The 16223-nt window shown below is 64.0% G+C and carries 8 protein-coding genes; 5 read left to right on the top strand and 3 right to left on the bottom strand.

Annotation, left to right across the window (positions count from 1 at the left end):
• Positions 1–178: 178 nt before the first annotated feature.
• Positions 179–1366 carry a polysaccharide biosynthesis/export family protein gene (locus CO656_RS10185; RefSeq protein WP_037425932.1) on the bottom strand — a complete coding sequence of 396 codons (1188 nt, stop codon included), beginning with the start codon at positions 1364–1366 and terminating at the stop codon, positions 179–181.
• A gap of 404 nt (positions 1367–1770) precedes the next feature.
• On the opposite strand from CO656_RS10185, the gene CO656_RS10180 reads away from it, so the two are divergent.
• The 5 genes from CO656_RS10180 to CO656_RS10160 all read left to right on the top strand — a co-directional run bounded on the left by CO656_RS10180 (position 1771) and on the right by CO656_RS10160 (position 14557).
• On the top strand, positions 1771–9270 hold the full coding sequence (locus CO656_RS10180; RefSeq protein ID WP_097525634.1) for a type I polyketide synthase: 7500 nt from the start codon (positions 1771–1773) through the stop codon (positions 9268–9270).
• On the top strand, positions 9267–10682 hold the full coding sequence (locus CO656_RS10175) for an aminotransferase class I/II-fold pyridoxal phosphate-dependent enzyme (protein WP_097525633.1): 1416 nt from the start codon (positions 9267–9269) through the stop codon (positions 10680–10682). The genes CO656_RS10180 and CO656_RS10175 overlap by 4 nt, the downstream gene beginning before the upstream one ends.
• A gap of 43 nt (positions 10683–10725) precedes the next feature.
• Positions 10726–11529, top strand: a complete 804-nt coding sequence (locus CO656_RS10170) for an SDR family oxidoreductase (protein ID WP_097525632.1) — start codon at positions 10726–10728, stop codon at positions 11527–11529.
• A 99-nt stretch (positions 11530–11628) separates the two neighbouring features.
• Positions 11629–13224, top strand: a complete 1596-nt coding sequence (locus tag CO656_RS10165) for an LTA synthase family protein (protein WP_097525631.1) — start codon at positions 11629–11631, stop codon at positions 13222–13224.
• A gap of 1 nt (position 13225) precedes the next feature.
• Positions 13226–14557, top strand: coding sequence for a capsule biosynthesis protein (locus tag CO656_RS10160; RefSeq protein ID WP_037425946.1), 1332 nt, complete (start codon positions 13226–13228; stop codon positions 14555–14557).
• Here the strand turns inward: CO656_RS10160 and CO656_RS10155 are convergent.
• The gene (locus CO656_RS10155) at positions 14527–15537 is read right to left on the bottom strand and encodes a KpsF/GutQ family sugar-phosphate isomerase (RefSeq protein ID WP_037425947.1); all 1011 of its coding nucleotides are present in this window, start codon (positions 15535–15537) and stop codon (positions 14527–14529) included. The two genes, CO656_RS10160 and CO656_RS10155, sit on opposite strands and share 31 nt — an antisense overlap.
• A 268-nt stretch (positions 15538–15805) precedes the next feature.
• Positions 15806–16012, bottom strand: a complete 207-nt coding sequence (locus CO656_RS10150; RefSeq protein ID WP_037425948.1) for a hypothetical protein — start codon at positions 16010–16012, stop codon at positions 15806–15808.
• Positions 16013–16223 lie beyond the last annotated feature (211 nt).

Raw genomic sequence — 16223 nt, 5'->3', positions numbered from 1 at the left:
ATTTAATCCTGCAAGATCAATCACAGAACGCGCGAGGCGGCAAGCATGTTCGCCGGCCGCTGCCGCTTCGGCACGAACTCATGCAAGCCGATCAAGGCAATCGATCCAAGGATGTTGCTGGCGGTGCCGCTTCGGTCGCGGGGAGCGTGGCGCGCAGGGGACTGCCCCCGCGCGGCCATCAATTGTTGAGATCGTTGATGTTGTCAGCCACGTTGACGCCGGAATTCGCAATGCCGATCGGCCGCGCGATGAACTCCATGAACTTCGTGATGTCGACCGACGGATGGCGCGAGGCGTAGATGACATCGCGGTTCTTGATCGGGAAGGTCTGTCCGACGATCAGGCTGTCCGGGTTCGTCATGTTGAAGCGGTAGACGATCGGATAGCGGCCGACCCTGTCGGGCTGCATGCCCTTGCTCAGCATGGTGTTGAAGCGCTCCCGGCCGAGCAAACTCATGACGATGTCCGGCTCCTCGTAGCGGAAGACGAAATAGCCCTTTGCATCGATGGTCCGATCCGACCCGCCGCCGGCGAGCGCCACCGCTTCCAGCAGGTTCAGGTCGTTGGCGCCGAACTCGACCCGCTGGTTGGCGCGCACCTGGCCGAGGACCGTGAAGGTGCGCGGGTCGCGGGTGACGAAGATCTGATCGCCCGGTTTCACATGGATGTTTTCCGACGGGCTCTCGATGATCGACTTCAAGAGAACCGTTCCGGTCTTCTTGCCGCGCACCAGCGTCACATAGGTCTCGTAGGGCTGCGCCGAGGGACCGCCGGCCTTGGCGATCACCTCGTTAATGGTTTCGCTGACAAGATTGAGCGGCACCACCGAGGGGCGGCCGACGGCGCCCGAGACGGTGACGATGCGCGACGCGGTCGACGTCGAGGTGACGATGACGTCCGGCTCGACGGCCTTTTGCTTCAAGGCGTCGAGGATCGCCTGGCGCGCCTGTTCCAGCGTCAGGCCGGCGAAGCGAACGGAGCCGACGTAGGGGATCGCCGCCTTGCCGTCCGGCTGGACGACGAGATCAATGCTCGTCTGTTTCGATTCCGTTGTGGAAAACAGCCCGTCGCTGCCCGCCTCGAAAATCGTGACTTTCAGCTGGTCGCCGACGCCGATCACCACCTGGCCGACGCCACCGCCGATGCCGAAGCGGCGGCTCAGCGTCGTCGCCACATATTCGGAAACGAGCCGCGCGGACTGGCCATCGATATCAATGATGTCGAAAACGGTGGCGTTCTTCCTGCCGATCTGCGATCCCGACTGGCCGGCTTCTGCGACGATATCGCTGGTCAGCGGCCCCTCGCCCGGTACAGCCTGACATCCCGCAAGCGCGGTACAAAGCAGAAGGGCAGTCACTCGTTTCACTACGATACTCCGTATTCGGCACAGCGATGATTCCGTTCAAAAATCTGCACCGCATTCTTCCCGGCAGGAATCCGCCGGTCCCTGAAAAGCACAATCGCCGTTCCACAACAAGTCACCCGCCGTGAAGCGGGCCAAAATATTCGGCACTGCGCCTTTCCGGCCATACCGCCCTCGAAAACGGTTACGAGCTGTCGCCGTAATTGTGTTGGACGGGGATTGCAGGCCGTTTATCTAGTCCTTTGGGGTTGAAAGCTAGGCCCTATCAGTTAAAAGCTCCCTAATGCAGCAGGGGGTACAAAAAAGGGGAAAAGCGCCCAGCAAAAGTATCGCCGGTTGCAATTTTCGTTTGACGTTGCGATTGACTGGATCAATTTAACGGCAGTTCTCAGAGCGTTCGATCATACATGACTGTTGAAATCATAGGGCGTGCCTGCCTGGCACCTGGAGCGCAATCGCCGCAGGCGCTCTTCAAAATTCTCCGTCAAGGCATGTGCACCGTCTCCAGCGTGCCGGGCGACCGCTGGGACTTGGCGCGCTTCTGGCACCCGGTCATGGGAATGCAGGGCAAGACCTATTCCTTTGCCGCCGGCGTTCTCGACACGATCTACGATTTCGACCCGGCCGTGTTCGGCATGTCGCAGCGCGAGGCCATGTATATGGACCCGCAGCAGCGGGTGCTGCTGCAACTCGCCTGGCGCGCGCTGGAGGACGCGAATATCTCGGTCGCGTCGCTCAACGGCGAGAATGTCGGCGTGTATATCGGCGCATCGAGCCTCGATCATGCCAACCTGACGGTCGAGGACCCGGCGGCCGCCGGCCCCTATTTCATGACCGGCAACACGCTGTCGATCGTCTCCAACCGCATCTCGCATGTCTTCGGGCTGAGCGGCCCGAGCATGACGGTCGATACCGCCTGTTCCTCCTCGCTCGTCGCGCTCGACCAGGCGATGCGGGCGCTCAATGCCGGCGAGATCGACACGGCGATCGTCGGCGGGGTCAATATTCTCGCTCATCCGCTTCCCTTCGTCGGCTTCGCCCAGGCGCGCATGCTGTCGCCGGAGGGCCTCTGCCGCGCCTATGACAATGACGGCGCCGGCTATGTCCGCGCCGAGGGCGGCGTCGTCTTCGTGCTGCGGCGCTCCGACCGCGCTCGCCGCGAAAGAGACAGGAGCTATGCGAGGATTGTCGCCTCCGGCGTCAACTCGGCCGGCCGCACCAACGGCATCTCGCTGCCTTCGCGCGAGGCGCAGGCCAATCTGCTGAAGAGCATCTACGACGGCAACGGCATCGACGCCAACCAGGTGGCCTTCGTCGAAGGCCACGGCACCGGCACCAAGGTCGGCGATCCGGCCGAAGTGTGGTCCATCGGCACCGTCATCGGCGCCAAGCGCCGCGCGCCGGTGCCGATCGGCTCCATCAAGTCGAATATCGGCCACACCGAGCCCGCCTCCGGCCTGTTCGGCATGCTGAAGGCGGTGCTGGCGCTCGAGCACAACTACCTTCCGGCATCGCTGCATTTCGACACGCCGAACGAACATATCGATTTCGAGGGCCTCAACGTCCGCGTGACGGCCAATCCGATCGAGCTTCTGAAGAGCAAGCGCACCCGGCTCGCCGGCATCAACTCCTTCGGCTTCGGCGGCGCCAATGCGCATGTCGTCATCAGCGATCCGGATCCGGTCCCGCAGGAAAGGACGCAGGCGGCATCGGCGGGCCACGTGTTCCTTGCCAGCGCCCACACGCAAACGAGCCTCGAGAACCTGCTCAAGGACTACAAGGCGGCCTTGGCGGGCGCTTCCAAGGACGAGACCCGCGCCATCATCGCCGCCTCGGGTGCGAACCGCACCCATATGCGCCACCGTTTTGCGGCGCGCAGCGACCACCCCGAGGATATCGTCCGGGCGATCGCCAGCCAGCTGGAAAATCCCGGTTCCGATATCGGCGAAATCGGCGAGGCGCCGGTCAAGGATGCCAAGGTCGCCTTCGTCTTCTCCGGCAACGGCTCGCAATGGGCCGGCATGGGCGTCGACGCCTTCCGCGAAAACCTGCATTTCCGCCAGTCCTTCACCTCGGTCAGCGCGCTCTTCAAGTTCCACTCGGAAATCGATCTCAAGGACCTTTTGACCGATCCGGAGCTCGACAAGAAGCTCGCCGACACCAAGGTCGCCCAGCCGCTGCTGTTTGCGATCCAGGCTGCGCTTTCCGACTCGCTCGTGGCGATGGGTGTCAAGCCGGCCGCGGTGTTCGGCCACTCGGTCGGCGAGATTGCCGCAGCCTATGCGGCAGGCGCCCTGTCGCTGGTCGATGCCGTATCGATCGTCGCCAAGCGCTCGCTGCATCAGGACCTGCTGGCGGGCCAGGGCACGATGGCGGCCGTGATGCTCGGCGAAGAGGCGGCCAGCGCCTTTGCTGAGGCGCGCGGCCTCAGCGAAGTCTGCGTCGCAGCCGTCAACGCGCATAATTCGGTGACGATTTCCGGGCCGGCGCAGGAGGTCAGTGCCTTCCGCGACGCCGCCCGCAAGGCGAAGATCCCGGTTCAGATCCTCGACATCAACTACCCGTTCCACCATCCGATCATCGACCAGGCGAAAGAGGCGTTCCTCGCCGATATCCCCGATATCGCCCCGCGCCGGACGGAACTGACCTATCTGTCGACGGTCACAGGCAGCGCGCTCGACGGTACCGAGCTCGATCCGGACTATTGGTGGAAGAATGTCCGCGAGCCGGTGCGTTTCCAGGCGGCCACCGATGCGGCGCTCGCGCTCGGCTGCCGGCTGTTCATCGAAATTTCCCCGCGGCCAATCCTCGCCTCCTACGTCAAGGAGACGATCAAGCAGGCGGCGGTTCCGGCAACTGTCGTGCCGACCTTGCTTCGCGATGCCGGCGAGAGGGGTCAGGACCCGATCTCCGCGTCGATGGCGCGGGCGGTCGCCCATGGTGCGGCGGTCGACGGCTTGCGCGTCTATGGCAAGCGCGACGCCTTCATCGAGCTGCCGAGCCTGCCCTTCGAACCGGTCGAACTGCGCCCGCAGGCGACCACCGACGCGACCGACCTTTTCGGTCGCTCCGGCAAGCCCTACCGCCTGACCGGCTGGCGCGGCGACCCCAATAGCGGCAGCTGGAAAAACCATATCGACGGCCATCTTTTCCCGGATCTCGCCGAACATGTCGTCGACGGCAAGGCGATCCTGCCGGGCAGCGGTTTCATCGAGGTGGCGGTCTCCGCCGCGCAGCAATATTACGGCAGCGACGAGGTCGAGATCACCAATCTCGAGATCGTCCGGCCGCTCGAGCTCAGCGACAGCCGGATGATGGAACTCTCGACCATCCTGTCGCCGGAAACCGGCGACATCGAGATCCGGTCGCGCGAGCGCCTGTCGGAGGACGACTGGACGGTGCATGCGGTGGCTAGAAGCCGCAAGCCGATATCCGTTGCCAACGGAACGCGGCCCTCCTTCTCCGGTCTCGCCAAGACCGGCACCGTCACTCCGGAAAAGGCCTATGACACGGCCAGGCACTTCGGGCTCGACTACGGTCCACGCTTCCAATTGCTCGCCAAGGCGATCGCGTATGGGGACCGGCTGGTCGATGTCGAGCTGAAGGCTCCGGCCGGGCCGGGGCACCCCCTCGTCACCTACGCGCTCAATCCGATCTCCGTCGACGCGACCTTCCACGGGCTGGTCGCGCTCTTCGACCGCTTCACCGGCGACAAGGGCGGCGCGCCCTATATCCCGGTCCGTTTCGGTTCGGTGCGCGTCGTCAATGCAGGCACGCCGATTGCGCGCGCGACGATCGAGATCGACCGTGTCAGCGCCAATTCGATCAAGGCCCGATTCCACTTCTTCGACGCAAGCGGCAAAGCGATCGCGCATTTCGACGATTGTCGTTTCCGCCGCACCTATCTGCGCAAGCACAAGACGCTCGACGGCCTGTCCTTCCACTACGAGACGGTTCTGTCCAATGTGATCGTGCCGGGCACGACACTTAAAGGCGCGGTGCCCGCGAAGCTGACGGAATCGGTCGCCGAAAGCGGCGTCGACAACGCGACGCTGCTCTTCAACGCGGCGATCTATCGCGCCTGTCATGAAATCGCGCTCAAGCTGGCGCGTGGCAAAGGCGCGGTCCAGGTCGCCGGCCTGCCGGGCGACTTCGCCTTCCAGTGCTTCCTGTCGAACTGCCTCTACGCGCTCGAGGATGCCGGGCTCTGCGAACATCAGGACGACAGCTGGAAAATCGCGCCGGAGTTCACGCTGCCGTCCGTCGAGGAGATCCTCGGCGAACTCTATGGCGAGCGTCCCGACCGCGCCGTCGAAGCGGTGCTGGTCAACAACGCCTATGCGGAAGCGCTGAGCCGCCTCGACCTGTTGCTGGCCAGAGCGGCGGGGAGCGAAACGGCGGCCTTCAACGCCGGCTTCATCAGCGAGGCGACGCTCGATCATCAGGCCGTTCACTCGGTGGCAAGCCGTTCGCGCATGGATCAGGTCCTCGGCATGGTCGAGCGCGCCCTCGCCGCACAGGTTGGCGGCGCGCGCCTGCGGATCGTCGAGTTCGGCAGCGTCTCCGCCGGCTTCACGCGGCGCTTGGCCGATCTGGCGGCACGGCATGGAACGACCCTGTCGGTCCTCGAGCCGCGGGACAATGCACAACGCAATCTCGAGATCGCTTTCGAGGAAGACGCGCATGTGCGCATTCTGAAGAAGAGCGAATTCGCCGGGATCGGACCCTTCGATCTCGCCGTCAGCGCTTCGGACAACCTTTATCGATTGATCGAAGAGGAAGCCGATGTCCGCACCGCGCTTCGTTCGATGCTGCGGGAAAGCGGCGCGCTGGTTGCCGCCGTCAGTGCTCCGTCGATCTTCGGCGATTTTGCGCTCGGCCTCTCCGACGGCTGGTTCGAACGCAGCCAGACGGCGGAGTTCCCGATCGGCAGGCTCGCCGCGGTATCGCATTGGCAGAAATGTCTGGCCGATCTCGAACTTGACGATGTCAGCGTCGGCGATCGCGAATGCCCGCACGGCAATATAATCCTGATCGAGGCGCGCTGCACCGCGACAGCGAGGCCGATGGCAAGGGAGTCTGGCGTTGGTCCCTATCTGCTGATCGAAAAAGACGCACCGCGCGGCTCCGGTCCTGCCGAGGCCATTCCGGTCGTCGTGTCGGGCGACATGGCTGCCGACGTCGTCGTGCTCGGGGCAGCGCTCGACAGGCTCGGCGAAAAGCCGGTCCGCGCGGTTTTCGTCTCTGCAACGGCAGATCCCGCCGGCGACGCCGACTCCGACTTGCTGCAGACGCAGGTGCTGGCGCTTAGCGCCTTTGCCGAAGCGCTGAAGCAGCGCCTCGCGAACGTGGAGCCGACCGGCGCCGGGCGTCCCCGCCTCGTGCTGGTGGCGCCGGGCGGCGCTCCGGTGGCTCAGACGGCAAGCTCGGGCGTCAATTCGGGACTGTGGACATTCGTCCGCGTGCTGCAGAACGAGTATGAGTTCCTCGACGTTCACGCGCTCGACCTCTCCGAACATTCCGGAGTAACCCGCGAGGAGTTGCTTGCCTCGGCGCTGCCGCTGCTCACCATTGAAGGCTCCAACCGCGAATGGCTGCTCGATCGGGCAGCGGGACTGATTTCGGAAATCCGGGCCGTCGCCGGTCCGGCAGTCAAGACCGAAGGCAAGACCAGCGCTTTCCCGGCTGCGACCATTCGCCAGCGCGTCAGCTCCCAGGTCAGCAGCATCGCCTGGGAAGAAACCGACGTGCCTAGGGCCGGACCGGGTGAGATCGTCGTCTCCGTCGCCGCCACGGGGCTTAACTTCCGCGACGTCATGTGGGCCATGGGCCTGCTGCCGGAAGAGGCGCTCGAAGACGGCTTTGCCGGCGCGACGATCGGCATGGAACTTTCCGGCCATGTGCTCGAAGTGGGCGAGGGCGTCGACGATCTCGCCGTCGGCGATGCGGTGATGGCGATCGCCTCAGCCGCCTTCTCGACGCATGCCGTTGTCTCTCGGGCGGGCGTCGCCAAGCTGCCGCAGACGATCAGCCCGGTGGCCGCCGCCACCCTGCCGGTTGCCTTCCTCACCGCCTATTATGCGATGGTCGAGCTCGGCCGGATTCGGGCGGGCGAGACGATCCTCATTCACGGCGCTGCCGGCGGGGTCGGTCTTGCCGCACTCCAGGTTGCCAAGCTGAAGGGCGCCACGGTCATCGCAACAGCCGGAACCCGCGAGAAGCGGCGGTTCCTGACGATGCTGGGGGCCGACCACGTCTTCGATTCCCGGACGCTCGGCTTCGTCAATGACGTTCGCGCCGTGACCGGCGGCGAAGGGGTGGACCTTGTCCTCAACTCGCTCTTCGCCGAGGCGATGGAGCAGAGTCTCGCCCTCGTCAAACCGTTCGGGCGGTTCTTGGAACTCGGCAAGCGCGACTATTACGCGGACAGCAAGATCGGTCTCAGGCCGTTCCGCCGCAATGTCAGCTATTTCGGCATCGACGCCGACCAGCTCCTCGTCAACCAGCCGGAGCTGACCAAGCGCATCTTCATGGAGATCGGTTCGCTGTTCGACGAGGGCCGGCTGACGCCGCTTCCCTATCGCGCCTTCGATTTCGACGAGATCGGCAATGCCTTCCGGCTAATGCAGAACGCCGGCCATATCGGCAAGATCGTCGTACTGCCGCCGGTCGCCGGCAAGCACGAGATCGCCGCCAAGCCGCGTCGCGGCATGAAGGTCGATCCTGACGGCATGCATCTGGTCGTCGGCGGCATCGGCGGCTTCGGCCTTGTCGCCGCCAATTGGCTTGTCGAGAAGGGCGCCCGCCACATCGCCCTCTGTTCACGCCGCGGCCAGCCGGATGCCGCCACGAGCGCGATGGTCGACCGCTGGAAAAAGGCCGGCGTGACGGCATCGCTCCACGCCTGCGACGTAACCGACGCCGCTGCCGTCGAAGCGCTCCTCGCGAACCTTCGGGCGCAGGCGCCGCTGCGCTCGATCGTGCACGCGGCAATGGTGCTCGACGATGCGTTGATCAGCAATCTCAACCGCGAGCGAAACCGACCGGTCATCGAGGTGAAGGCGAAGGGCGCGGCGATGCTCGACCGCCTGACGCGGAAGGATCGGCTCGACAACTTCATCCTGTTCTCCTCCGCGACCACCCTCGTCGGCAATCCGGGCCAGGCGAACTACGTCGCGGCCAACGGCTATCTCGAGGGCCTCGCCCGCGCACGGCGCGCCGAGGGGCTGGCCGGCCTGGCCGTCGGCTTCGGCGCCATCGCCGACGCGGGTTACCTGACGCAGAACGCCGACGTGAACGACCTTCTTTCCAAGCGCATCGGCAAGACGGCGCTCAAGGCGCAGATGGCACTCGACATGGTCGAAAGCCATATCGCCGCCGATCCGGGCAGCGTCGATGCCGCCGTGGTGATGATCTCCGAGATCGACTGGGCGGCGGCACGCAACTTGCCGGTTGCCAAGAACGCCCTCTTCGAGGTGATCCTGCGCAGCGCCGACCAGCACGCCTCCGGCACCGAGGGTACTAAGATGGACCTGGTGGCGATGATCGAGGGCAAGTCGCCGCAGGAGGCCGAGGATATCCTGTTCGATCTGGTGGCCGGCGAGATCGCCGCCATTCTCCGTGTCGCCAAGGATACGGTGACGCGCGGCAAGATCCTGAAGGAAATCGGTCTCGACAGCCTGATGGCGGTCGAGCTCGGCATCAGCTTCCAGCAGAATACCGGCTTCGACATGCCGCTCAGCGGCGTTGCCGACAACACGACCGTCGGCGACGTGGCCCGCAAGCTGTATGAAAAGGTCAGCAAGCGCGATCAGAGCGGCGATGCAGAACCGGCCGACGACAAGCTCGTCACCGAACTGACGCAACGCCATATCGGAGCAGTCAAGGAAAAAGCACTGAGCCAATGAGCAAGGACGGAAACGGCCAGACCTTCTCCAAAATGAACAGCAGCCTAAAGGAGAACCTGCTGGACAGGATGAGGAACACTCATCAATCCTCCGAGCGCAACCGCATGGCGCGCTCGGAGCGGGAGTTGCCGCCTGCCCCGCGCCGCCACCAGGCGCGCTTCGAAGACCTGCCGGAATTTAAGCAGGTGCAGGCGCAGAAGTTCGCGAGCGAGCAGCTCGGCATCGGCAATCCGTTCTATCGGGCGCACCAGACGGCCGCCGGCGCGACGACCGTGATCGACGGCCGCAAGCTCATCAACTTCGCGTCCTACGATTATCTCGGGCTCAACAAACACGCCCACGTGCTCGACAAGGCGCGCGAGACGATCGAAACCTTTGGAATTTCGGCGTCGGCGAGCAGGCTCGTGGCAGGTGAACGACCGGTGCATGTCGAGCTTGAGGAGCGGATCGCGCGCTTCTACGGCGTCGAGGCGGCCGTCTGTTTTGTCAGCGGCTATCTCACCAATGTGGCTGCCATAGGCTGTCTGCTGGGGCCGCAGGACCTCGTCATCCATGACGAATTCATCCATAACAGCGCTCTTGCCGGCATTAAGCTTTCAGGCGCCGCGCGCCGCCTGTTCAAGCACAATGATACGGCCGACCTCGAACATGTGCTGCGCACCGTTTCCGGCGACTATCGCCATGTCATGGTGATCGTCGAAGGCATCTATTCGATGGACGGCGATGTCGCCAACTTGCCTGCACTTCTGAAGCTCAAGGCGGAATTCGGCTTCTGGCTGATGGTGGATGAGGCCCACTCGCTTGGCGTCCTGGGTCGGCGGGGCAAGGGTCTCGCCGAACATTTCGGAGTCGATCCGCACGAGGTCGACATTTGGATGGGAACCCTGTCGAAGACCACGTCGAGCTGCGGCGGCTATATCGCCGGCAGCGCGGCACTGGCGGCCGTCCTCAAGGCGTCGGCCGGCGGGTTCGTCTACAGCGTCGGCCTGGCGCCCGTTCTCGGCGCATCGGCCGTGGCGAGCCTCGATGTGCTCGAAGGGGAGCCGGAGCGTACCGCAGCACTGAGGCGCAACGGCGCCCTGTTCCTGAAACTCGCCAAGGAGGCCGGTCTCGATACGGGCTTGAGCGGCGGTTACTCGGTCGTGCCGGTGATCGTCGGCGATTCGCTCAGGGCGGTACAGCTCTCGAACGATCTGCTCGCCGCCGGCGTCAACGTGCTGCCGATCATCCATCCCGCCGTTCCGGAGGGCATGGCGCGGCTGCGCTTCTTCATCACCAGCGAGCATTCGGAGGAGCAGATCCGCCGCACTGTAGCGCTGACGGCCGAGCGGCTGAACGATCTCATCCAACGGAATTTCGGCCTCGGCGGGGTCGATATCGATCAGATGCTGAAGGCGCTCTCGGCGCGCTAGACATCGTGGCCGCGTCGAGCCGCGGCGCCAGGCAGGTTGCTGCATGACCCATGTGATCATAACCGGCGGCTCCAGCGGAATCGGCCTGGCACTCGCGGCGCTTTATGCGAGCCGCGGCGCGCGGCTGTCGCTCATTGCGCGCTCGCGCAATCTCCTGGAGCTCGCGGCTGAGAAGCTCGTTGCCAAGCATGGCGCTAAGGCCGCCGACATTCACATCGAAACCGCCGATGTCGCGAACGAGGCCGAAATCGACTCGGCGATCGGCCGCTGCGTCGAGGCGCTGGGCCCCTGCGACATTCTCGTGACCTCCGCAGGCATTGTCGAACCGGCGCCGTTTCTGGAAGCGTCGAGCGAGGCCTTCCGCCGCCAGATGGACACGAATTTTTCCGGCACCGTCAACGCGGTACGCGCCGTCTATCCGGACATGGCGCAGCGGGGCAGCGGTCACATCGTGATGATTTCCTCGGGTTCCGGACTTATCGGCATCTACGGCTACACAGCCTATTGCGCGTCGAAATTCGCGCTGCGCGGTTTTGCCGAGGCGTTGCGCAGCGAAGCGCGCTGCCATGGCGTCGACATATCGGTGGGCTTTCCGCCAGATACGGAAACGCCGCAATTCGAGCGGGAAATCGCGGAGCGCCCGCCGGAGGCAAGCGTGGTGATGGGTGTCGTCCGCCCCTGGAGCGCCGAGGCCGTTGCCAGGAAGATCGCCGACGGCGTCGAAAAAAGACGGTTCGAGATCTATTTCGGCCTCCCGCTTTTCCTCCTCGGGCGCTTCGGCCCCGCCGTTCGGCCGCTGATCAACTGGTGGTTCGACCGGGCGATCGCGCGCTGCCGTGGACGGTGACCGTGGAGATCTCTGCCGCGCTTGTGCCTGCAGTGGTTAGCATTTAAGTGTCGGGCGGAGACCTGCTGGCGAGGTGCGGAAAGGCTCGAAGGTAACGGATTGGCGCTACTTCCCTTTGAATTGCACGACTATCCCGCAGCGTTGACGCTCGGCTGTTACCTGCTGTCCTGCGGGGTGATCTTCTTCACCGACCGCTTCGCCTTGCCCGCACGCGAGCGTCGGAAGAACGCCTCTCCGCATGGCCGCAACCAGGATATCATCGATGCGCTGGCCAGACTGCCAGTGATCGCGCTCGTCTTTGCCGGCTTCTTCGCGATCTCCTGGAGGCCGCTCTACGCGGCTGCCGGCGTAATGAGCTTCTTCATCATCTTCACCGGCATCTCCCGGGCGAAGTTCAAGTTCATCCGCGAGCCGCTGGTCTTCTCCGACATCGCGCTCGTCGCCGACGTGTTCAAATACAAGAGCATTTTCTATGCGACCTCGCTGAACATCCTGTTCTGGATCGTCGCCTTCCTCTACGTGTTCGGCGTCTCGGGTCTCTATATGTATCTCGAGCCGAGCATCCTGCCGGCGCGCGACAAGCTGTTCTGGGTCCTAGTGCTGATCGCGGTCGCCGCCGGGCCCTGGCTTCTGCTGTTCTACGGCCCGGTCAACCGTCCGACGGCCGCTCTCGTGCAGCGGCTGGTGGGCAAGAAGGTCAACGTCAAGATGAGCACGGTGCGCTTCGGCACCTTCGGCTCGGTGGTCTTCCATTTCATCGTCTGGCTTGGGGTCAAGCGCGAGAAGATCGTCGCAGAACTTTCCGAACGCCTTCGCGCCGCCGTCCATGAACTGATCGGCCATGAAGAGGCGCCGCTGATCGTCGTCTGGCAATCGGAATCCTTCATCGACATGCGGCATTTCGGCGTCGATACGATCAAGCTGCCGGCGATCGACAGGCTGCGCCAGCAGGCGGTGCAGTGGGGGCGGTTGAGCAATGTTTTCGAGGGTGGCTATACGCTGCGCACCGAATTCGCGGTGTTGAGCGGCCTCGTGCCGGACGATATCCATGTCGATGCGAGCTATCCCTATCTTCGCGCCGCCCATTATGCGGACGTCGTCTGGCCGGGAAAGCTAAAGCGCGCCGGCTGGCGCACGCATTTCATCCATCCCTATGACCGGACCTTCTTCCTGCGCCACAAGGCGATGCCGGTGCTTGGCTTCGACACGCTGACCATGCTCGACGCCTTCGCTCATGATGCCGCGCAAGACGGACTGTATGTTTCCGATGCCGCCCTGACGGCGAGAGTTCTGGAGGAGACGCGGAAGCTCGCCGACGACGAAAGCGGGCTCTTCTTCGTTGCCTCAATGGCCAATCACGGGCCCTGGGAACCCGGCCGCGTCGGAACGCTTACGAACCCGGTCGACATCTACCTGGCGATCCTGGAGCAGTCGGATGCTGCGCTGAGGAAGCTCGTCGACGGTCTCGACAGGCTGGACCGCCCGGTATGGCTCGTCTTCTACGGCGATCACGCCCCGCTTCTTAAGTCCTTCGCCGATCCCTTTCCCGACCCGCGCACGGACTATTTCATCGTGCCGCTTGCCAAGGCGCGTCCGGCAAATCACCGGCCCAAAGCGCCGCAGGACGAGGACCCGTGGAACCTTCTGCGTGCCCTGCTCAAGCACGCCAATCTGCACAGGGACGCGCTGCAATAGCATGACGGCAGGCACCACGATCCAGCAGCAGCCACGGCGGACATTCCTGTTCCTGCAGGGCCCGTCTTCGCCGATCTTCGCCAAGATCGCGACGCGGCTCGAGGCTTTCGGCCATACATGCCTGCGCATCAATCTCAATGCGGGCGACCAGATCTTCTGGCGGCGGGGCGGCGCGCACAACTATCGCGGCTCGCTCGCCGATTGGGGCGCCTATGTGGAATCATTCCTCCGTCGCCAATCCGTCAGCGATCTCGTCCTTCTCGGCGAGGAGCGTCCCTACCATAGAATCGCAATCGCTGCCGCGCGCCATGTTGGGATCGAAGTCTTCGTCGTCGAGATGGGCTATCTCAGGCCCGACTGGCTGACGCTCGAGCGAAGCGGCATGTCGTCCAATTCGCATTTCCCCGTCGATCCGGAACAGATCGTGCAAGCGGCGGCTGGGTTGCCGGAGCCGGACTGGCGGCGGCGGCACACGCAGACCTTCCTGGCCGAAGCGGCCTATGACCTCCTCTACAATCTACCGAATGTCTTCTTCTGGTTTCTTTTTCCGGGTTATCGCCGGCACGCGATCTTTCATCCGCTGGCGGAATACGCCGGCTGGGTAAGACGCCTGGCTGCAAGCAAGCGCCACCAGCAAGCCGCAGACGGGCTGGTCGCCTCGCTCACATCTGCATGCGCGCCTTATTTCGTCTACCCGCTGCAACTCGAGACCGATTTCCAATTGCGGGCGCACTCTCCCTTCAACAGCCAGAAAGAAGCGATTGCCGATATTTTAGCCTCCTTCGCACGCCATGCGCCCGCGACCAACAAGCTCGCCGTCAAGGTGCACCCGCTCGACAACAGCCTTATCCCCTGGCGCCGGATCATTGCCCATCAAGCGGCGGCCCTCGGGGTGGCCGAGCGCGTCATCTATCTCGACGGCGGAAATCTGGATCTGCTGGCGGAAAAGAGCGCCGGCATGGTGACGGTCAACTCGACCGCCGGGCTGCACGCCTTGAAGCAGGGAAAGCCGGTGAAAGTCCTGGGCAGGGCCGTGTTCGACATCGCGGGTTTGACGGACCAGCAGACGCTCGATTCGTTCTGGACAGCACCGCGGCCGCCCGATTCGGAGCTGAGCACGGCAATGTTCCGGCTGATGGCGGCCTCGATCCAGGTTCGCGGCAACTTCTACTCCGACGCCGGGACTGATGCCGGCGCCAAGGCCATCGCCGAGCGGCTGCACCGCAACACCGTCAACCAACCCGGCGCCTTCGTCGATCCGCCGCCCCGGCAAAGACCGGAAAAGAGGGCAGCCGCCTCAGATCAGGCGACGCCGGCGCGCAACAGGTCGTGAATATGCAGGATGCCTTCGGGCATCCCCGCCTCGTCGACGAGGAACAGCACCGTCACCTTGTGCTCCTGCATGAATTCCATGGCGGCGCTCGCCAGCAGGTCTGCCTGGACCACCTTCGGATGATGCGACATGACGTCTTCGACCGGCTGGCCGAGCAGGTCGCCGGCCATGTGCCGGCGCAGGTCGCCGTCGGTGATGACGCCAACGAGCACACCTGCTCCGTCGACGATGCCGACGACGCCGAAGCCTTTCGCCGACATTTCGATGACCGCCTCGCTCATCGGCCGGCCGATGGCAAGCAGCGGCATCTGGTCGGCTTGATGCGCAAGCTCGTGCACGAGCCGCAGCTGGGCGCCGAGCTTGCCGCCTGGATGGAAAGTCTTGAAGTCCTCGGCGGAAAAGCCGCGCCGCTCCAGGAGCGCAATCGCCAGCGCATCGCCGACGGCGAGCTGCAGCATGGCCGAGGTCGTCGGTGCCAGCCCGTGCGGGCAGGCTTCCGGCACTCTTGGAAGCACCAGGGCAATCTCGGAATTGCGCGCCAGGATGCTGTCGCGGTTCGACGAGATCGACACGATCGGCACCTTGAAGCGCTTGGCATAGGTGAGCATGTTGGCGAGTTCCGCCGTCTCGCCCGACCAGGAGAGCAGGATCAGCACGTCATCGGAGGTGACCATGCCGAGATCGCCGTGGCTTGCCTCGGTCGGGTGGACGAAATAGGCGGAGGTGCCGGTCGAGGCCAAGGTGGCGGCGATCTTTCGGCCGATATGGCCGCTCTTGCCGACGCCGGAAACGACGACGCGGCCATGCCCGTCACCAATCAACTCGACGGCACTGACGAGGCTTTGCGCAAAGTTTGCGTCCGCCGCCAGGTGCTCGGCGAGCGCCTTGATGCCGTTCGTCGCCGTCGTCAGCGTCCGGCCGATCGAGTCCAGAATGGCACTAGGGGAATGCCCCTCGGCCTTCACATTTCGCAAGCCCATAATCAAATCCGGTCCAGAAACGACATAACGGCGAGTTCGCCTCTCGCGCCCTCGCTCGGAATATAGAGCCAGATAAGCCCTTTCCTTCCGCAAACCAAGCCTCACTCCGCCGTCTATTGCCCAAACCGGCCACTTTTCGCAGCGCTCACCTCGGCGGACAGGATTTTCCACAGGCGCGTCCGGCGGCAGGAAACGCGCTTTGGCGTGCCCGCCCGTAATAGACTGCTTACGCTCCGCCTTGGATCATGGCTTGCGCAGCGGCGCAGAATCACGCCGCCGCGCCGATCTCCGGTTTGGGCGCAGTCCGGCCGGCCAGCAGGTGCCCTATGGCCGCACGCGCTTCGTCGGCAGAGCCGAAGCGCTTCGCGTCGAGATCCCAGACATGATACTTGACCGCCAGGAACTTGAACCGGTCCTGATCCGGGACCACGACACCAACGGCTTCTCCGCCATATTCGATAACTTGCTTGTTCATGCGAATAACGCTCCTCCACGCAGCGGGCGCGGATATTTTCAATTCTCGGCAATAGGTGAATTCGGCAGGTTCGACAGGTCACATTCGGCAAAGCGTGCGAATGAGACCTTTCACTGTTGCACGACAAAGGGAACGAGAGCCGCAGAAGGCGGCGGTCGAGACGATTCTGGACATGTCACTCTCCTTTGGCTAGGCGCGGCACAGAGCGCCG

This window comes from Sinorhizobium sp. FG01 (assembly GCF_002531875.1).
GTDB lineage: Bacteria > Pseudomonadota > Alphaproteobacteria > Rhizobiales > Rhizobiaceae > Sinorhizobium > Sinorhizobium fredii_C.
The sequence above is the reverse complement of the archived record's forward strand: the minus strand, read 5'-3'. Positions and strand labels throughout refer to the sequence as shown.